Origin of the sequence: Candidatus Phycosocius spiralis, from assembly GCF_030158815.1 — a bacterium.
Lineage (GTDB): Bacteria > Pseudomonadota > Alphaproteobacteria > Caulobacterales > Aquidulcibacteraceae > Aquidulcibacter > Aquidulcibacter spiralis.
In genome coordinates this window covers 16,402-35,739 of record NZ_BPFZ01000010.1, presented here as the reverse complement: position 1 = coordinate 35,739, position 19,338 = coordinate 16,402, and the positions used below count along the sequence as shown (strand labels likewise).

The 19,338-nt window shown below is 51.1% G+C and carries 17 protein-coding genes; 10 read left to right on the top strand and 7 right to left on the bottom strand.

Annotated elements, in window-relative coordinates; all coding sequences use genetic code 11:
* Window positions 1-10: 10 nt before the first annotated feature.
* Window positions 11-841, top strand: coding sequence for a cytochrome c1 (locus PsB1_RS08340; RefSeq protein ID WP_284360408.1), 831 nt, complete (start codon window positions 11-13; stop codon window positions 839-841).
* 189 nt (window positions 842-1,030) lie between these two features.
* Here PsB1_RS08340 and PsB1_RS08335 read toward each other — a convergent pair whose 3' ends face one another.
* Genes PsB1_RS08335 through PsB1_RS08325 form a run of 3 tightly spaced genes read right to left on the bottom strand, consistent with a single transcriptional unit; the run spans window position 1,031 to window position 2,965 of the window.
* Window positions 1,031-1,468: a flagellar basal body protein gene (locus tag PsB1_RS08335; RefSeq protein ID WP_284360407.1), complete on the bottom strand. Its 438-nt coding sequence runs from the start codon at window positions 1,466-1,468 to the stop codon at window positions 1,031-1,033.
* A 4-nt stretch (window positions 1,469-1,472) separates the two neighbouring features.
* Window positions 1,473-1,811, bottom strand: coding sequence for a rod-binding protein (locus tag PsB1_RS08330; protein WP_284360405.1), 339 nt, complete (start codon window positions 1,809-1,811; stop codon window positions 1,473-1,475).
* 14 nt (window positions 1,812-1,825) lie between these two features.
* The gene (locus PsB1_RS08325) at window positions 1,826-2,965 is read right to left on the bottom strand and encodes a flagellar basal body P-ring protein FlgI (protein ID WP_420887898.1); all 1,140 of its coding nucleotides are present in this window, start codon (window positions 2,963-2,965) and stop codon (window positions 1,826-1,828) included.
* A 209-nt stretch (window positions 2,966-3,174) separates the two neighbouring features.
* Between PsB1_RS08325 and PsB1_RS08320 the strand changes: the two genes are divergently transcribed.
* Window positions 3,175-3,594 carry a flagellar assembly protein FliX gene (locus PsB1_RS08320; protein WP_284360403.1) on the top strand — a complete coding sequence of 140 codons (420 nt, stop codon included), beginning with the start codon at window positions 3,175-3,177 and terminating at the stop codon, window positions 3,592-3,594.
* Between the two features lie 178 nt (window positions 3,595-3,772).
* Complete coding sequence (gene dksA / locus PsB1_RS08315) at window positions 3,773-4,207, top strand: RNA polymerase-binding protein DksA (RefSeq protein WP_284360491.1); 435 nt, start codon at window positions 3,773-3,775, stop codon at window positions 4,205-4,207.
* Between the two features lie 268 nt (window positions 4,208-4,475).
* Here the strand turns inward: dksA and uvrA are convergent, their stop codons facing one another.
* Complete coding sequence (uvrA, locus tag PsB1_RS08310) at window positions 4,476-7,415, bottom strand: excinuclease ABC subunit UvrA (RefSeq protein ID WP_284360402.1); 2,940 nt, start codon at window positions 7,413-7,415, stop codon at window positions 4,476-4,478.
* A gap of 283 nt (window positions 7,416-7,698) precedes the next feature.
* Between uvrA and PsB1_RS08305 the strand changes: the two genes are divergently transcribed.
* The gene (locus PsB1_RS08305; protein WP_284360490.1) at window positions 7,699-8,193 is read left to right on the top strand and encodes a single-stranded DNA-binding protein; all 495 of its coding nucleotides are present in this window, start codon (window positions 7,699-7,701) and stop codon (window positions 8,191-8,193) included.
* 620 nt (window positions 8,194-8,813) lie between these two features.
* Here PsB1_RS08305 and PsB1_RS08300 read toward each other — a convergent pair.
* On the bottom strand, window positions 8,814-9,515 hold the full coding sequence (locus PsB1_RS08300; RefSeq protein WP_284360489.1) for a flagellar biosynthetic protein FliR: 702 nt from the start codon (window positions 9,513-9,515) through the stop codon (window positions 8,814-8,816).
* A 72-nt stretch (window positions 9,516-9,587) separates the two neighbouring features.
* A complete protein-coding gene (locus tag PsB1_RS08295) occupies window positions 9,588-9,857 on the bottom strand; it encodes a flagellar biosynthetic protein FliQ (RefSeq protein WP_284360400.1) in 270 nt (89 codons plus the stop codon).
* A gap of 319 nt (window positions 9,858-10,176) precedes the next feature.
* Between PsB1_RS08295 and PsB1_RS08290 the strand changes: the two genes are divergently transcribed.
* The 3 genes from PsB1_RS08290 (at window position 10,177) to PsB1_RS08280 (ending at window position 12,997) form a co-directional block, all read left to right on the top strand.
* Window positions 10,177-11,049, top strand: a complete 873-nt coding sequence (locus tag PsB1_RS08290; RefSeq protein WP_284360399.1) for a LuxR family transcriptional regulator — start codon at window positions 10,177-10,179, stop codon at window positions 11,047-11,049.
* 191 nt (window positions 11,050-11,240) lie between these two features.
* On the top strand, window positions 11,241-12,077 hold the full coding sequence (locus PsB1_RS08285) for a heme-dependent oxidative N-demethylase subunit alpha family protein (protein ID WP_284360398.1): 837 nt from the start codon (window positions 11,241-11,243) through the stop codon (window positions 12,075-12,077).
* A 14-nt stretch (window positions 12,078-12,091) separates the two neighbouring features.
* Window positions 12,092-12,997 carry a hypothetical protein gene (locus tag PsB1_RS08280; protein WP_284360397.1) on the top strand — a complete coding sequence of 302 codons (906 nt, stop codon included), beginning with the start codon at window positions 12,092-12,094 and terminating at the stop codon, window positions 12,995-12,997.
* A gap of 124 nt (window positions 12,998-13,121) precedes the next feature.
* Here the strand turns inward: PsB1_RS08280 and PsB1_RS08275 are convergent, their stop codons facing one another.
* Complete coding sequence (locus PsB1_RS08275) at window positions 13,122-14,102, bottom strand: NAD(P)H-dependent flavin oxidoreductase (protein WP_284360396.1); 981 nt, start codon at window positions 14,100-14,102, stop codon at window positions 13,122-13,124.
* Window positions 14,103-14,391: 289 nt separating this feature from the next.
* On the opposite strand from PsB1_RS08275, the gene PsB1_RS08270 reads away from it, so the two are divergent.
* From PsB1_RS08270 to scpA, 3 genes are all read left to right on the top strand, one after another.
* Entirely contained in the window at window positions 14,392-15,204 is an 813-nt protein-coding gene (locus tag PsB1_RS08270; protein ID WP_284360394.1) for a helix-turn-helix transcriptional regulator, read from the top strand.
* 109 nt (window positions 15,205-15,313) lie between these two features.
* On the top strand, window positions 15,314-17,152 hold the full coding sequence (locus tag PsB1_RS08265; RefSeq protein WP_284360392.1) for a methylmalonyl-CoA mutase subunit beta: 1,839 nt from the start codon (window positions 15,314-15,316) through the stop codon (window positions 17,150-17,152).
* Window positions 17,149-19,299 (top strand): methylmalonyl-CoA mutase, encoded by a 2,151-nt coding sequence (gene scpA / locus PsB1_RS08260; protein WP_284360391.1) that lies wholly within the window; start codon window positions 17,149-17,151, stop codon window positions 19,297-19,299. The genes PsB1_RS08265 and scpA overlap by 4 nt, the downstream gene beginning before the upstream one ends.
* Window positions 19,300-19,338 lie beyond the last annotated feature (39 nt).

Genomic DNA, 19,338 nt, shown 5'->3' with positions numbered 1-19,338 from the left:
GAATACTGTGATGAAACCAACTTTCGCGCGTCAATGGATCGTCGGTATTGCGGCTCTCGTTTCAGCTGTTGCATTGACCAGCGGCGTTCAAGCCGCCGGTGAAGTAAAGCACCCACGGCCAGTTAATGGTTCATGGGAAGGCCCTTTTGGTCGCTTTGATAAAGCCCAGCTGCAACGTGGCTTCCAAGTCTACAAGGAAGTCTGCTCGGCCTGTCACTCGCTGAATTTGGTGCATTATCGTAACCTCGGTGATGAGCATGCCCCATTCTATGATCCAAAATACCCAAACCCGAATGAGAACCCAGTCATCAAAGCTATTGCCGCCAATTATACGGTTAAGGCTGTAGATCCTGATGGCAATGAAGAAGAGCGTCCTGGCTTACCAGCGGACAAGTTTGTATCGCCCTTTGAAAATCGGGCTCAAGCTGCAGCGGCCAATGGTGGCGCTGTTCCTCCGGACATGTCCGTCTTGGTCAAGGCGCGCCATAATGGAGGCGATTATATCTATTCGCTTCTGACTGGTTACAATCAAGAAGTGCCCAAGGGTGTCAGCGTTCCAGAGGGCAAGTACTACAATCCCTATATGCCTGGTGGCGTGATTGCGATGGGGCCGCCTCTGATGGATGATCAAATCACCTATGCCGATACGCCAGCAAACAAGGGTGTAAAGCCAACGGTGGATCAGATGGCGCATGATGTGGTGGCATTTTTGTCCTGGGCATCTGAGCCCCATCAAACCGAACGCAAGATCACAGGCCTTGGCGTTATGGCCTTCTTACTGGTGCTAACAGGGCTTCTCTATCTGTCCTATCGCCAAGTATGGCGTAATGTTGAGCACTAAATAATTCTGATGCACCTCAACCAAAAATGCCGGCCACGAAAGACCGTCAGAAAACAACAAACCCCGCCTCAATAACGGGGTTTGTTAGCATTTGAATGTGCCAAAGGTTTTCGGTTAAATGATGCACCCTATGTTCTATGCGCACCAAGGTTTGCTGCGGATAGCAGGCGTTTCATTACGCCAAAAGGCTTATGCGCGCTTATCAAGCGCAACTGCACTCGTATCACGAAAGGCATGCGCACCTGGGCCATAGGCAACAGGTGTTGGTCTTGCAGCAATCGCTTCTTCAGCGATTGCCCGCACCAGCCCTTCGGCCAAGACGCGTTGACGATTAAGGGCGCGCTCATGGGCATCCATGGCAGATTTAAACCGCTCTGTTTCAAACGTTAAAGTCGCCCGCATGTCGGATGGAACACCGCTTAATAGGCTTGGGTCTTCGGCGATGCGGCGGCTTTCGCTGGCGTAAACATTCGCGAGGCGAGCCGATTCTTCTGTTAAGTTTTGGGCTTCAAGAAAGCGACTGGCTTCAAACAAGGCAGCTTGACGCTCAGCTAAATCGGCCAAGCGGCGCGTCAACAAAATAAGTTGATCCATCAGATCGGTTGGATCATTGGCCATGAGGGACATTGGGTTACCTTTCTGTTTGGGTTGATTCTTGGATTTTTAGAATTTCGCGCTTCACAGCGTTAGCAATCCCAATTCCACCGCGTTCACTAAAACCTTTAGCATATTCCTCGGTCAGAAAGGGTTTGAAGGCGCGTTCACCAGCTCCACCGCCGAATATGGTGTCGGATATATCGGTATCTGTCTCCATCAGTGTGAGCATTTGCGCGAGTGCCATACGCTCAAATTCTTTGGCAATTTTCTCAACCTCTGCATGGTCTTTGGTGCTTTTGACGCGTGCACCTAAAATCTCTAAAGAAGCAGTTGAGATTTGGCTGTTTGCGAGAGTGGGGGTGATTTGATCCATCTTGTATGGCTCCTTTACATCACTTCGATGTCTGCTTGCAGGGCACCAGACGCTTTAAGGGCTTGAAGAATTTGAATGAGGTCACGGGGATTGACGCCCAGCGAGTTAAGACCTTCAACCAAGTTTCGCAAAGGTACGCCGCCTCGAACGATAGCTAAATCACCCTTATCTTCATCAACTTTGACGTTTGATTGGGGTGCTACCGTGGTTTGACCACTGCTCAGAGGGCCAGGCTGACTGACGACCGGATTTTCTTGAACCGATACTGTGAGATTGCCTTGGGCAATCGCTACGGTAGAAACCCTAACATTGTCACCCATCACCACGATACCTGAGGCCTCGTCGACGACAATTTTGGCACCAAGATCCGGGGTAACATTCAATCGCTCAATACGGCCAATTAAGCTGACCATATCACCAGGGTAGCCTATGGGTTTTGACAAGACGACCGTGGAGGGATTATCGACCGAAGCAGCTACGAGGCCTAAATTGCTATTGATGGCTGAGGCGATGCGTCGCGCCGTGGTGAAATCAGGATTGCGCAATGCCATTCGCAGTTCGGTCTGACCTGCAAGATCAAAGCGTATTTCGCGCTCAATCAGAGCGCCGTTGGCGATCCGGCCATTGGTACTGACCCCACGACTAACGCTACTTCCTGACCCTCCACTGGCGGTAAACCCGCCTACTGTGACTTGCCCCTGGGCGACTGCATAGACTTGTCCATCCGCCCCCATCAAGGGCGTAACCAGCAAAGTCCCACCCTCCAAGCTTTTTGCGTCACCAAAAGCCGAGACAGAGATGTCTACGCGTGACCCTTGCGTTGAAAAAGCAGGCAAGCTGGCAGTTACCATCACTGCAGCAACGTTTTTGGTTTGCAGATTTTGTTCTCGCGTGTTGATGCCCATACGCTCCAACATCGCTTCAATGCTTTGACGGGTGAAGGGGGAATTGCGCAGTCCGTCACCGGTACCAGGCAAACCGACGACCAGACCATAACCAATCAATTGATTGTCTCGTACACCTTCGATCTGTACCAGATCCTTAATTCGCGATTGTGCAAATGCACATTGGGGCAATGCAAATGCAAACATACTGCCTACAAGCATCAACAACAGGGCCGGACGTTTGAAAAAAGGTGAAGGTGTATAAGTCATCCACACTTTCTATGCGAATTTCATGCCAGCCCATTTCGTGCTCAAGATAAGATTTTTTGATTATAAAACAGTTTGTTATTTTTTTACAGGCTCGAAGGCGCGTTGTGGTGTCGGCAAGGATTGCCTATAGCCAGCGAAAATTGCCGTCTTTCTTTTACGCTGCGAATAGATTAATCAGCTCTTAACAGACGCGGTGCAAAGGTTGGTTGATGAAGGTTCAAGGCACAGGGGCTACGATAGGTAGTGTGGGGGGGAGGCGGGCCAGCAGCAGCGCAGCTCCTGGATTTGCTCTACCTAGTCAATCTGGTCCTAGTCCCGCCCAAGTTGGCGGGACTCAAGCCAGTGCGTCCTTGGCCAATGTTGGCTCTTTATTGGCCCTTCAGGAGCAAGATGAGGTTAGTGAACGACGTCGGCGGGCAACTAAAAGAACTTATTCGCTTTTGGATCAATTGGAAGCCTTGCGGGTCGCCATCTTGGGCGATGGGGTTAAACGTGCCCAAGTCACCCTGTTGGCTGCGACCTTGCGTGAACAGCGCGAGACAATCGATGATCCGGCGCTGGAGGCGATCTTGGCGGATGTAGAATTGCGTGCTGAAGTTGAGTTGGCAAAGCTGGAGCGCGCGCTTTAACCCCGCTTGGATTTACTTGGTTTGTTGGGTACTAAGACACTTTTTGCAGTTCAAGGTGACTGTCACATGATAGAAGCGCCTTGCGGGCTAGCATGCGCTTCACTATAGCGCCAAGGAAAGACGCGATTCATTCATCGCTCACATGCGCAATCAGGGGTACGTCATGACGGCAAATGTTATGCAAAATACCGATGTTTCCAGTGACGATGTTGGGGCTGGCTATATTCCAACCAATGACGAAGAGTTCATGAATGAGCGGCAGCGCGAATTTTTTCGGCGCATGCTTTTGGATTGGAAGAATGCACTACTCAGCGATTCAAAAGATACACTATCGCACCTACAAACCGATACAGCCTCATTGCCCGATGTGGCAGACCGGGCTTCAGCAGAAACCGACAAAAATATTGAACTGAGGGCCCGCGACCGCCAGCGCAAGCTGATCGGAAAAATTGAAGCAGCCCTACGGAGAATCGAAGATGGCACCTATGGCTATTGCGATGAAACCGGTGAACCCATTTCATTAGGACGTCTGATGGCTCGCCCAGTTGCGACTTTGAGCTTGGAAGCACAAGAGCGTCATGAACGTGCTGAGCGCATCCACCGCGACGATTAGCGTATAATGGATTGATATTGTATCGGTTTGACGCCTATTGTGCTTAAGTTTTTATATGGGCGCAGATAGCAGGTTTTCAATTCAAACCAAACCAGCAAAACCCAACCAGCATTGGAACCAATTGCCAATCAGAGTTCCTTGAGAGCCAAGGCCATCCCAAGACCCCTCAAGACCCACCTAAGACCAATAGGGGCGATGGGTGCTCATGTTAAGCTGCCAACAGCGCGACATCTTGGCCCTTGCTTGGAAGGGGTTTCGCAAATCATTATTATATATTTGATTTTATGAGTCTTTCATTTTTGGTATTTGTAGCTTCTATCGCCATGCGCTTCATTTGTGCGATCCGACGCTCCTCATGTTTAAGCAAGGTTTCTTTCAGATATCGACCCGTCCAAGAGCCTTCGATGAGAGCAACCTCTTCAGGCGTGCCTTCACCAACCACCAGTCCACCGCCATCGCCGCCTTCGGGGCCCAAATCAATCAGCCAGTCGGCAGTTTTGATGACATCGAGATTATGTTCAATCACCAGTACGCTATTGCCCTGTTCCACCAATTCTTGGAGCACTTCGAGTAGTTTACGAGTGTCATCAAAATGCAGGCCAGTTGTGGGTTCATCCAAGATATAAAGCGTGCGCCCGGTTGAGCGGCGCGACAATTCCTTGGACAATTTGACCCTTTGGGCTTCCCCGCCAGACAAAGTGGTGGCCTGTTGGCCGACTTTGACATAGCCCAAGCCAACGCGCACCAAAGTCTCCATTTTATCGCGGATCGATGGCACGGCTTGGAAGAAGTTAGCGGCTTCATCAACCGTCATATCCAAGACCTGGGTGATTGATTTATTCCGGTAGGTCACTTCGAGTGTTTCGCGATTATAGCGTTTGCCGTGGCATACATCGCAGGTCACATAGACATCGGGCAAAAAGTGCATTTCGATCTTTTGCACGCCGTCGCCCTGGCAGGCTTCACACCGCCCACCTTTGACATTGAAGCTGAAGCGCCCTGGGCCATAGCCACGCGCTTTGGATTCTGGCAGGCCCGCAAACCAATCCCGGATCGGCCCGAATGCCCCGGTATAAGTGGCGGGGTTAGAGCGTGGTGTGCGGCCTATAGGGCTTTGATCAATATCAATCACTTTGTCCAGATGATGTAAGCCTTCTAGCGCCTTATGTGGGGCAGGCACTTCATTGGCGCCATTAAGGCGTCTAGCGAGCGCCTTATACAGTGTTTCCAAAATGAGCGTGGATTTACCCCCGCCCGATACCCCGGTCACACAGGTGAAAATGCCCAAAGGAATATCGACCGAGATATCTTTAAGATTATTGCCAGTCGCACCTTGGATGCTCAGGAACTTTTTGGGATTACGCCGTCGCCTTTTGGCCGGGATCGGAATCGATTTTTCGCCCCTTAGATAAGCACCCGTTAAGCTCTCAGGGGCGGCTTCAATGTCCGATGGCAGGCCTTGAGCCACCACTTGGCCGCCGTGAATACCCGCAAGTGGCCCCATGTCCAACACGTGATCAGCGGTCAGGATCGCCTCTTCATCATGCTCCACCACAATCACACTATTGCCCAGATCCCGCAGACCCTTGAGTGAAGTAAGGAGGCGGGTATTGTCGCGCTGGTGCAGGCCGATGCTGGGCTCATCCAAGACATAGAGCACGCCCGTTAAGCCAGAGCCGATCTGACTGGCCAATCGAATGCGCTGGCTTTCCCCGCCAGATAGGGTGGCTGAACCCCGGTGTAGGGTCAGATAATCCAAACCGACATCGACCAAGAACCGCAAACGCTCTTTGATCTCTTTGAGCACGCGCGTGCCGATTTCTAGTTCTTTCGGGGTGAGGCGGTTTTCAAGGTCCACGAACCAATCGCGCGCACCCCGGATCGAGCGGGTCGACACAAGGGAAATATCCTCTCCGCCGACGCGCACGGCCAAGGCTTCCGGCTTTAAGCGCTTACCGTCACATGTCGGGCATTTTTGTGCCGATTGATAGCGACCCAATTCCTCGCGTGACCACGCCGAATCTGTTTCGCGCCAGCGCCGCTCTAAATTGGGGATTACGCCTTCAAACGTCTTGGTGGTTTCATAGCGGCGCGCGCCATCATCATAAACAAATTTGATTTTATCGCTGCCAGAACCATAAAGCACAAGTTTCTGAAAGGCTTCGGGTAATTTGTTCCAAGGGGTAGTTAAAGGGGCGCTGGCATGGCGCGCCAAAGCTTGCAAAGTCTGGGTATAAAGCGGGGAAGCGCCCTTTGCCCAAGGCGCAATCACGCCGTCATTCAGGCTCTTTCCAGCATCAGGTACAACAAGATCTGGGTCAAATTTGAGCTGAACGCCAAGGCCATCGCAGGTTGGGCAGGCCCCAAATGGATTGTTGAAGGAAAATAGCCGTGGCTCAATCTCTGAAATGGTAAAGCCAGATACCGGGCAGGCAAATTTAGCTGAAAATAATATCCGCTTGGCCATGCCTTTGGCGTCTTTTTCATCGGCAAATTCGGCTAAAACGATACCATCAGCTAAGCGCAGACAGGTCTCAAATCCTTCGGCCAAACGTTGTTCAATGCCAGCGCGAACCCCAATGCGATCCACCACCACATCAATGTCATGCTTGAGTTTTTTGTCGAGCTCTGGCGCGTTTTCCAGCTCATAATACTCACCATTGATTTTGGCGCGCACAAAGCCTTGTTTGATCCAGCTTTTAAACTCTGTCTTAAACTCACCTTTGCGGCCACGCACGACAGGGGCCAACAAGAAAAGTCGCGTACCCTCTTTAAGGGCCATAATCTTATCCACCATCTGACTTACCGTTTGGCTTTCAATCGGCAAGCCCGTGGCTGGCGAATAAGGTACGCCTATGCGCGCCCACAACAGGCGCATATAGTCATAGATTTCAGTGACTGTGCCCACGGTTGAGCGGGGGTTTTTCGACGTGGTTTTTTGTTCAATCGAGATTGCGGGAGAAAGGCCTTCAATGGAATCCATATCGGGCTTTTGCATCAATTCTAAAAATTGGCGTGCATAGGCGGACAAGCTTTCGACATAGCGGCGCTGCCCCTCCGCATAGATCGTGTCAAACGCCAGCGAGCTTTTCCCCGATCCCGACAGGCCGGTGATAACGACCAATTCGCCACGAGGAATCTCCACAGATATATTTTTCAAATTGTGCTCACGCGCACCGCGGACGCGAATAACGGACAATTCAGACATGCAAGACCTTGATAACGCCAATCTTTCAGCGCAGCGCTGAAGAATCTATCTATGTATTTATCTAGCGTGTGCCGCGCCACTTGACGAATAGAACATTATGTGAACATCATCTGCATGTCTAGGGCATACACAGTTTTACACTTTTATCCACAAGGGGTAGCGGTTTGGAACGCTTCCCCACTCTTCATTAGGGGATATGGGACCTGTAGCGTCCTTTGAATGGTTCAGATGCCAAAGGACGGCGATTATGGTCGCAATCGGCCAATTACATGGAGTTAATCGTATGGCGGGCAGCGTCAATAAGGTGATTTTGGTCGGCAATCTCGGGCGCGACCCTGAAATCAAATCTTTCCCATCAGGCGATCGGATCGCTGAATTTTCGGTCGCGACCAGTGAACGCTGGAATGATAAAGCCACCGGGGAAAAGAAGGAAAAAACCGAATGGCACCGGGTGGTCGTTCGCAACGATAATTTAATCAAAGTCGTTGAAAATTATGTCAAAAAAGGCAGCAAAGTCTATGTAGAGGGCCAATTACAAACACGTGAATGGACCGATCAAGCTGGCCAAAAGCGCTATTCCACCGAAGTCGTCATCGGCCGGTTCAAGGGTGAGATTACCATTCTTGATAGCCGCTCTGGCGGGGGTGATATGATTGAAGACCGCTCTGAAGGCGGGTTTAGTTCGGGCGGGTTTGGCGGCGGCTCGTCCGCCCCACGCGTCAGTCAAGGCGAAAAGCGCTCCTTTGCTGCCGACCTGGAAGATGATATCCCGTTTTGAGATACGCTGAAGCTCTTGATCAGAATCAGCGCTTGAGGTGTTCGTGTATCAGACGTTGAGATTGGTGAGGTGTTCAAGCTCGTATCCACTAGATGCGTGCAAATAAGGCCCCTTGGGGGGGGTGGATGGACCCATAAATGTTGGTATCGGCACCATTTGGATTCAAAACGGCTTCGATGGTGGTGTGATAGTGTTGTGACGCAAAAGACATCAAATGCAGGATGATGCCGTTTGAGGGACCCCATTGTTATTAGGGTCGTACGTGGCGCTCTATGCTGGAAGGCACATAGCCTGCATCAATACAACTCTATTGGGTGTACCGAAAATCATGGCAATTTCAGCGCGCCGCCAATCTGGGTTGCAATGAATGTCCCGCGACCTGAAGCTATCTTTGTTGTCCGAAGCAACAATAATTCACCTGGTGCGCTAGAAATGCGTTCTAAGTCTTTGCTCATTTGAAATGGGGGCATTTAGCCAATCGCTTGGTCTTTTACGAACATGCATGGATTTGAATGCTTTTCAGCCCTGGCCCATACGATCCGAGCGACCAACCTACGGCTGGTTGTCGTCTAGCATCTTAGAGGGTGCTTCATGTTTTCCTTAATCTTTTGGTTGGTGCGTCAAAGCCATGCTGGAGTTGCATCAAGAGCAAGGCGTATCAATCGCAGATAAAGAGCTAAACTGGTTGAAATCGCGATTGGAAGTACAGTGAGAACGACCAATGTTTTGACTTGGAAACCAAGTACTAAAACATTCATTTGGGGTAGAGTTTTGGACATGATTGCAATTGAAATATCGACCAAAAATAAGGCAAATAATAATAGACCAGCCAGTCCAAGTGCCAAGATGGAAATGGCCGACATATAATATAAAAACCCTGATATGTTGAATTCAAATGCGGTTGAACCTAGTGGAATTGCCTGTAAAGATGCGTCCCATAAACCGATTAAGTCGTTTGGTCCTTCGGTTGAAAAGAAAATCACCGCTGCCAAATAGCTCAGAACTGTACCTATAAGCGGCAATCGGTTTCTTAAACTTGGATCAGATATCAGCGCCAGTCCAAATCCAGCCTGGATATCGCCAACCCTACCTGCGGTAGCAATGGCTCCGAACAAAACGTGCAAGGCCAAGGACATAATGATTCCAAGAAATAGCTCAGAGATGGCAATTTCAATAAGGCCGAATTCTGAATCTAGCTTGATTGTTGTGCTGTCAGGATTAGCGCTGACCATAAAAGCGGACAAACCAAGAGATAAAGCCAATCTGACAATGATTGGAATTTTAAACAAAGTAAATGGAGGTGCGAATGCAAGGGTTGGCACTATTCTAAAACTAATCAGCAAGGTGGCCGATAGGAAATGGGTAAAATCACCAGAAGCTTGCAAAATCACCCTTTATTGACCTAAAGTAGGTATCGTAGAATAAGCCGAACGAGCGAACTGAGTGATTAGTCCAAGCATCCAGCTACCCAAAACCAATAAAATCAATGCTGAAACTGCAAGTTTTGGGACATAAGTCAATGTTATTTCTTGAATTTGCGTGGCCACCTGAAACACACTGATCAACAGGCCAACGATAAGAGTTCCGATCAGCAAAGGCGCTGAAACCAGAATACTTACGCCAAGCATTTCATTAACTAAAAAAACAGCCCGGTCTGAATTCATTTGAATAACCACTATCCAATCATTTTATTGTGAGAGACACTAAAATTGAACCCAAATCTGTCAATGCTGTCAAGCATCGCCCTAACCTGTGATTGAGCTTAGCATGTAGCTATTAACACCATAGTAATCAAAGATATGGCTTGAAAATGCTTGGGGCACCCTTTGATCCATGCACTGCAAAACGGAGGGAAATCAGTTACCTCAGAGCAAACATAGCCATCTGATCAAATGAGTATGTGTCTAGTGAGGTCTTGTAATTCAGTCTAAAATAGATAATCACTTGATATGTACCAAAAGAGTGCACAAAATGGAGATGGCTATGACACAGATTCAAAGCCTAACTGCCACGGTTTTATCTCAGTTGCGTACCGCACGGCGTGAAGGCGAGCTCCTGCAAATTCTCACCAAATATGCAAAAGAGTGTGGGTTTGGTTGGTTTCAATTGGTGCCTGGTCCACATAACCCCATGGTGAACCCTTCAAGTTTGTTGAATTTGGGCAATTTTGACCCAGCGTGGCGGCAACATTATGCCAGTGAAGCCACCTGCCAAAGCGACCCTGCGCGTAGACAAGCCATCTTGCGTGCTGGATCTGTTAAATGGCAACGCGCTTTTGCAACGGCGAGGGATCCAGAACAACGTGCTTTTGTGCAAGCCGCTAGGAGCCATGGGTTTCGCGATGGCGTCACCACTCCGGTTCATGGTCCCCAAGGCTGTGTGGCGCTTATGATGTTTGCTGCATCACAGACGCTTGGATTGGACTATGATGATGAAGAAGCTTTAAGTCATCTCGCGATGGCGCTTTATCAGCGCGTTCGCCGTTTGACCGCCGCTACGGTGGTTGATCGCGCACCAATGGTACGTTTAACAGGGCGTGAGCTTGAATGTTTGCGTTGGGTATTAGAAGGCAAAACCAATTGGGAAATTGGCGTTTTAACTGGGGTTACGGCGCGAACGGTGCAGTTTCACCTTGGCAATGCCTCGCGCAAATTGGGGGTCTTCAACCGGGTGCAAGCGGCGGTGCGGGCACTCTTGCGCGGTGACTTGTCGGTAGATCACTTAAGCCTTGCTGTTGATGAGCCAAACGTGACGGGGCATACTTATCCCCCGCTTAATCACTTAACGTTCAGGCCCTGTTCTAAACCAACCCCGCAAAAAAGGGGTGGTCAATCGATGATGTCCTCAAGGGCTTAGCAGGCCCAGCTTGATGTGCATCCGATGTTTGGGCTAAGGTTCATGATTAATGGTGGTTTATCAGAGTTCAAGATTCTATAAGTATGGGTAAACTTGGGTGGTGACATTCCCCGATAGGACCAAATTGGATCGCACATCAGGTTCAAGATGGGATGAGCTTGCAATGCTGGTTTGAATGCTTGAAGTGGGTCATGCGATCACAATCAGATCAACGATCATTCCTGCCCTTTGAGCATGGTCCGCCGCGTTTTAACGTAGGCCTTGCCCCTATTGATGGGCGCAACTGGCTCTTACCTGATGACCAGGCAGCTTGGCTTGGCCCCAAAAATGCTTTGATGAATATCGATCCGGAGGCTGTTTACGCCAGCATGGGCGGGTCTTTGCCCGCACAAATGGAAGCAAGCTCTTTGGTTGCCCGTGCAGTTGAGCAAGATTTGGACAGCGCAGAACCACCTTTGTTTGCGGCAAGTCGCCTTGTATCGGATGATTTGGTGGTGATGGAACTGCGTGAAGGGCAGTGGACCGCAACAGCTCTTTGCCTGTGTAGCCCAACCTTTTTTTCTCCACAACACGCTCTTGGGCAATCGCTGTTTGGCCTACATCGCCCAGTGCCAGGGGGAGATCCAATCCTTGGCGGACGTATTTCGCGGGTGTTTTCCCAGATGGCAGACCATGTAGTGCTTGAGCGGCATAATTGGACTGTACAATGGGGGGATGCGCGTTTCACTCCCGATGGTACGCCGATTCGGCAAGCCGCCTGCCAGGCCGACATCAGCCAAGCACAAGCCATGGTCTATGTGCGGTTTGAGCGACAAACCATTCGTCGTTTGCCGCAAACTGGGGGTATCTTATTTACCATCCGTATCAAATTGACCAATCTTGCTGAGCTCGTTGAAAATCCAACCCATGGTCATTGGTTTGCCCTAGCTTGGCAGGAAGCAGACCAAAATGTGCGCGCTTACAAACAATGGTCCGCTTTTGAGCGACACGTCCAAGCGATACTTGGAAAAGGGATGTACAAGACTTAAGGCCTATGTGCATAATGCGTGCATTGATGTATGTCACAGCTTGGGTGGTACGGCTGAGCCCCTTTTGTCAAAGAACCGAGGAACCATTGAAACAGCGTAACGCAACCTTATTCCTTTTTGCGGGCGCATGTGCGTCCTTGGGAAGCTATGGCTTAGCTCAAACAACGCCCCAAGCTTTCACCGCAGTCAAACCGCAATCTACCACGATTGTGGCGCAATCGCCTGCCTCACTTCTACCCCTTAGCACTCAGACCCATTTCACCGATCCAAGTTCCTCTGGCAGTGATGAAGCTGCGCGCGCAGCTTTAAAGCAAGGTGTTGAAGCCAATGCTGCCGGGGATTTAACAAAGGCAGAACAATCCTTTCGTTCGGCCATGACATTGGCCCCAGCAGGAGAGGCTGGGGATCGTGTCGCGCTGGACGCTTCAAAGCGTCTTGGATTTTTAGCCCTAGATCGCCGCGATTTGCGTGCCGCTGAAACTTTTTTTGGCGCAGAAGCCATTTTGGCGCGGCGTTTGTATTTTTCAGGTAAGATTACTCCGCGTGCGTTTGCAGATTCTGTGCAACGTTTTGCGAGTGTGACAGGCTCTATGGGGCGATCTGGTGAAAGTGCGGCTTTATCCTTTTATGCCCAAGAAATAAAATCGCGCGCTCAAGCCGAAGCCTCATCCCAAGTGCTCAATCGCGACACCAACGACCCCGCCGATGCAGTTGGGAATGTCCGAGTAGCCGCGAGTGGGTTGTGTGTGGTCGGACGTGACAAGATTTTGAAGGATCGTCTTTCATGCGAAGATGAAGCAGGTGCACGCAGTGAGGCCTTGGCACTCCAAGCCCGTCAAATCAAGGCTAGCGCACCTCCCCCTCTAACCAAGGAAGAACGCGAAGCCAAGGAAGCTAAGAAAAAGGGGAAGGGTGGCTAATTGCAGCGCTTACCCTGTTGTACCACAGCATAATTCATCAGGACCAAAGCATGCACGCCTTAGAATATCATCCAAGATCTAGCTAAATATTGTCAAGCCGGATCACAAGTGGCCTGCTTCAATTCTACCATGCTGCGTGAACCCAATTAGCTTGGATACGCTGGTGTGCGGCTTCATACTCTTGCGCTAAACGCTCGACTAATTGACCTGCCGTAGAGATTTCCTTGATTACGCCAATGCCTTGTCCGCAGCCCCAGATGTCGCGCCAGGCTTTTTTCGCTTGGGTGCCACCTGATCCAAAATTCATGACAGATGGGTCGCTTTCAGGCAGATTTGACGGGTCAAGGCCAGCAGCCACAACTGAGGGAACCAGATAATTCCCATGCACGCCAGTAAAGAGGTTAGAATAGATAATGTCCTCTGCACTGCTATCCACGATCATTTGCTTATAAGCTTGATCGGCATTGGCCTCCAACGTCGCAATGAATGCAGAACCAATGTAAGCAAAATCCGCTCCCATAGCTTGCGCAGCTAAGACCGCGCCACCATTCGCAATGGAGCCTGAAATGCACAAGGGACCATCAAACCATTCGCGGATTTCTTGAACAAGGGCAAAAGGCGATAAAGTGCCAGCGTGACCGCCTGCCCCAGCGGATACAGCGATCAAACCGGTTGCACCTTTTTCAACCGCTTTTTTTGCAAACCGATTGTTGATAATATCGTGGAGGGTAATACCGCCATAGGATTGAATGGCTTGGTTGACGTCCTCACGCGCGCCCAAAGAGGTAATGACAACAGGCACCTTGAATTTCACACATGCCTCAACGTCATGCATCAAGCGGTCATTGGTTTTATGCACAATTTGATTGACCGCAAAAGGGGCGGCTGGACGGTCGGGGTTTTTAGCGTCCCATTCAGCCAATTCAGTGGTGATTTTATCCAGCCACTCATCCAATACAGGTGCAGGGCGTGCGTTGAGGGCTGGAAACGATCCAACAACCCCAGCTTTGCATTGGGCAATGACCAAATCTGGATTGGAAATAATGAAAAGTGGCGCACCAATGACCGGTATACGCAAGCGCGATAGGATCTGAGGTATGGACATAGGATCTCCTTGAGCATGGAGGTTATCGCCTTAGCGAGTGATTTGATTCTTCATTGGCGGTTCTGGCGACTGGATGCAAGCACGAGAGCAGGTTCGAAGTTTACAGATCGCCAATTGGCTTCAATCTAACTCTACCGAAAAAGACACTAAAGTTAGATTACAACCTATTGGTGCAGTTTTGGCCATGACAATGAAGTTAGTCAGCATCTTATCTCATGTTAATTGCTATTTTTATTGGACTTTAGTGTGAAGCCCCAGCACATTAACTCAAGGACTTTTGGGGATAAACATGAGCGCCAAAGACTTTAAAGGTGAGGAGCCGTTTGAATACATACAGTTTGAACCTGTGGAGTTGTTTGCCAAATACAACTATGCCCATGAGCATGGTTCTTTCTTGGATGTACACATGACGGATCAGAGCGATCAGCCCATAGGCTTAGGTTGGGCGATTGAGGCGATTGACAACCCGCCGCCATTGGTGGCGCAACCTTGTCATAAGAATGACCCGCTCGATGCTAAGGCAGAAAAGATACGAAAAGCTCGGCAAAAGGCGTTCTTGGCTAGTTTGGAGCTAGCGGGTGTACATGCTGTCATCGTGGACCAAACTGGTTTGATCATCACTGGTACGTCAAAATGGGCACGCCGTGTTGAAGCTTCAACGACCTTGCGGGTAACAGAGGGTAAGCTAAGTGCTTTTACAGCTCGCAGCCTCATCGATCTGCATGCTGGTTTGGGGGTACTTTACGCGGGCTATCAAGGCAGGCACGTATCAGTCCCGTTGCGCACTTTGGATGGTTGGGTGATTGATATTGTGCGCATGGTCAAATGTGATCTAGAGCTGGGTAATTATGTCACCATTTTATTACCCAAGACAGCGCAAGACGAAATGTCGACTGTGACGGGTTTGCAGGTTTTCGCGGGCCTCACCAAGTCTGAAGCCAATATTGCCACCCTATTGGCGCAAGCCCGCATGATTGATGAAATTGCGGCCATCCGCAAAACCTCTGTTGCGACTGTTAAGAGCCAGATAAAGGGGTTATTGGCAAAATTGGGCCTGCGCCGCCAAGCTGATTTAGTGCGACTGATATCCACCGCACGATAGAGCTTTACCTCGTGTGTCTTGCCAAGAAGAGCTTGTCAAGAAGTACTTGTCCAAGAGAACTTATCTGTCAGGGCTTGACTGAGTGGGCGCATGCCTGCACTTGCTTTTCATGACCAGCCCTTTCCACCTCGCTACTGGGTTTGACGAACCTGACTTTGAACAATGGCTTGTGCTCGCCGAAAAAGCCCTCAAAGGTGGTTCTCTGGACCGTCTGATCAGAAAAACAGACGAAGGCTTGGATCTTCGCCCTCTTTATACGTCCAAAGATTGTCCTGACCCAAGTTTGTTGAGCGGACAGGCGGGTGTTGCGCCCTTTATCCGCGGACCTGAGCTATCACGTGACCCTTACTTGCCTTGGGACATTCGACAAGTCGTGACCGATCCCGAACCTGCGGCGGCTAATCAAGTGGCCTTACGAGATCTAGATCGTGGTGTTTCTTCCATTGAGTTCAAGATTGACCCACGTGGTCAATGTGGGGTAGTTGCGCGGTCGGTCGTCGATTGTCAGCGATTGATACAAGGCATTTTGACGGATGTGGCGAGCGTCGCTGTGGATGCGCCGGATGACCCCTTGGGCGTGGCTTGGGCGCTAGCGGAAGTTGTATCAGAAGATAGGCGTGCTACGGCCAAATTGGCTTTTAATCTCGATCCCTTAGCGGCCCGCATGACTGGGCAAGTTGGTTGTAGTTTAGCCTCTTGTGCTGGCTTTGTAGCCGAAGTTCAAGGCGTGTTTCCATTAGCAAGTTGTCTACGCGCTGATGCCCGCCCTATCCACGAAGGTGGTGGTACGATGGCGCAGGAATTGGCCGTGCTGATCGCCTCTGGCCTAGAGCATGTCCGCGCTGGCGAGGCGATGGGTTTAGGTCCGTCGGTTATCAACCAGACTTTATTGTTCACGCTTTCAATCGGGCCAGACGTCGTGCTCGAAATGGCTAAGCTGCGCGCGGCGCGGCGCCTGTGGGGGCGGGTGCTTGATGCTTGCGGTACCAAAGGCGCTATGCGTTTGCAGGCTGTAACTTCGGCCCGGATGCAAACCAAGCGCGACCCATGGACTAATATAATGCGCGCCACATGCGCCTGCTTTGCGGGTGCAGTCGGCGGCGCGGACATCATTACCGTGTTGCCTTATACCAGCGCACTGGGGTTAGCCGATGAAACCGCCCGACGTATCGCGCGCAATACACAAGTGCTGTTACAAGAAGAGGCCCATGTCGGCCGGGTAACCGATCCTGCTGGCGGGGCATGGGCGATTGAAGCTTTGGCCGATGATCTGGCGAATGCGGCATGGCCACTTTTCCAAGAGATTGAGCGGGCAGGCGGCCTTGAAAAAGCGCTCGATCATGGCTTGGTGCAAGGCTGGGTTGAGAAGGCCAGAGCCGCCCGCCTGCAGGCCATAGCTAAACGCAAAACGGCGCTGATTGGCATCAGCGTCTTTGCCAATTTGGAAGAAACCTTACCCCAGCTCCCTGTCCAAACTGACTTACCAGCCCCGGCAACACCCCTAAAAGGGGCAATCGAGCCGATGCGCTTGGCCGCTGATTTTGAAGCGTTGCGTGACCGCGCAGACCAACTTTCCCCCACCATTTTTCTGGCCACTTTGGGCAAGCTTGCAAGCTTCGCTGCTCGGGCCGGGTTCGCGCGTGGTGTATTTGAAGCAGGCGGCATTAAAGCCTTGGGGGTGGAGAGCGCCTATCAGGACCACACAGCCCTTGTAGACGCCTTTAAGGCCAGTGGTGCTTCATTTGTATGCCTATGTGGAACCGATGAAAGCTATGAGAGCCAAGCAAGCATGGTCGCAGCAGCCCTTAAAGCGGCCGGTGCCAAGCAGGTTTGGCTGGCAGGGAAGTTTGCGGGGCCGGGCATTGATCGGAACATCTTTGTCGGCACAGATCTTATTGCCGAACTGACCCATGCGATCAAAATGTTGGAAGGGGAAGCAGGGCCATGAGCAAACTTCCCGATTTCACCCAGCTTGATTTGGGCCTGCCTAACTTGGGTACCAAGGCTCAAGACATGAAAGCAAAACCGCCGTGGCGCACGCCAGAGGATGTTCTGGTCAAGCCTGTTTATAACCCACAGGATTTGGCGGGGCTGGACCATTTGGGCGGGCTTCCCGGGATCGCGCCGACGATACGTGGACCCTATCCCACCATGTATGTGCAACAGCCTTGGACCATTCGCCAATATGCGGGTTTCTCGACCGCCGAGGAATCCAATTCTTTTTATCGGCGTAACCTTGCGTCAGGGCAAAGGGGCCTCTCCATTGCCTTCGATTTAGCGACCCACCGCGGCTATGACAGCGATCATCCGCGTGTAGCTGGCGATGTTGGGATGGCGGGTGTCGCTATTGATTCTATTTTGGATATGCGCACCTTATTTGATGCAATCCCGCTTGATCAAATCAGCGTGTCGATGACGATGAATGGCGCAGTTTTGCCGATCTTGGCGCTTTATGTGGTGGCAGCAGAAGAGCAGGGTGTGGCTCCCCATCAGCTTTCTGGCACCATTCAAAATGACATTCTCAAAGAATTTATGGTGCGCAACACTTATATCTATCCACCTGGCCCCAGCATGAAGATCATTTCAGATATTTTTGCTTATACCAGCCAGCATTTGCCTAAATTCAATTCGATCTCGATATCGGGCTATCATATGCAAGAAGCTGGGGCGAGTGCGGATTTAGAGCTGGCTTATACTTTGGCAGATGGGCTTGATTATATCCGCGCAGGCTTAAAAGCCGGGCTTGATATCGATGCCTTTGCACCCCGTCTATCGTTTTTTTGGGCCATTGGCATGAACTTCTTTATGGAAGTGGCGAAGTTGCGCGCTGCACGTGCCTTATGGGCGCGATTGGTCAACCAGTTTAAACCTAAAAGCGAGAAATCACTGGTGTTGCGCGCCCATAGTCAGACGTCGGGCTGGAGCCTCACCGCGCAAGACGTGTTTAATAATGCGGTGCGCACCTGTGTCGAGGCGATGGCCGCCACCCATGGCCACACCCAAAGCCTGCATACCAATAGCTTGGACGAAGCCTTGGCTTTGCCGACTGATTATTCAGCCCGCATCGCGCGCAATACCCAACTTGTGCTGCAAGAAGAAGCGGGCTTTTGCCGCCCAATCGACCCGTGGGGCGGCAGCTATTATGTGGAGCGTTTGACTGCTGATTTGGCGGAGCGCGCTTGGGCCCATATTGAAGAGATTGAAGCCTTGGGGGGCATGGCCAAAGCCATTGAGCAAGGCGTTCCGAAACTTCGCATTGAAGAAGCCGCCGCCAAAACGCAAGCCCGCATCGATACCGGCATGCAAACCGTGGTCGGGGTCAATAAATTCCCTCTCGATGAGGCCGAAGACGTGCCCGTCCTTAAAGTTGATAATACGGCTGTGCGGATGAAGCAACTGGCAAAGCTCAAACGCCTCAAAGCCGAACGTAACCAAGCCGAAGTCGATGCGGCTTGCGCAGCTTTAACGGCCGCCGCGCGTGATGGATCGGGTAACCTTTTGGACCTAGCGATCAAAGCGGCCCGGGTGAAGGCCACGGTGGGGGAAATAAGTTTGGCTTTGGAAGATGTGTTTGGCCGCCATCAGGCCGAAATCCGCGTCAATTCGGGGGTTTATTTGCGCGAAGCCGATCCCAAAGATGCCACCATAATTGAGGCCCGTAAAGTGGTTGAAGCCTTTAAACAAGCCGACGGGCGGCCGCCTAAAATTCTGGTCGCTAAATTGGGTCAAGATGGCCATGACCGTGGGCAAAAAGTGATTGCGGCGGCCTTTAAAGATCTGGGCTTTGACGTCGATATCGGCCCTCTATTTGCCACGCCAGAAGAAGCAGCACGCCAAGCAGTGGAAAACAACGTCCATGTCATCGGCTTCTCGTCACTCGCCGCAGGGCACCTCACCTTATTGCCCGCCTTGCGCCAAGCTCTCTCAGCGCAAGGTCGCAGCGACATCATGATCGTCATCGGCGGCGTCATCCCTCCTGATGATGTCCCCATCCTCAAACAAATGGGGGCGAGTGCCGTCTATTTGCCCGGCACGGTGATTGGTGAAGCGGTGGTGGACTTGATTGGGACGCTGAGTGGGCGGTTGGGGTATTAGGGGGTGGGTTCAAATTTCCCGCTAGCGCATAGGCCGATG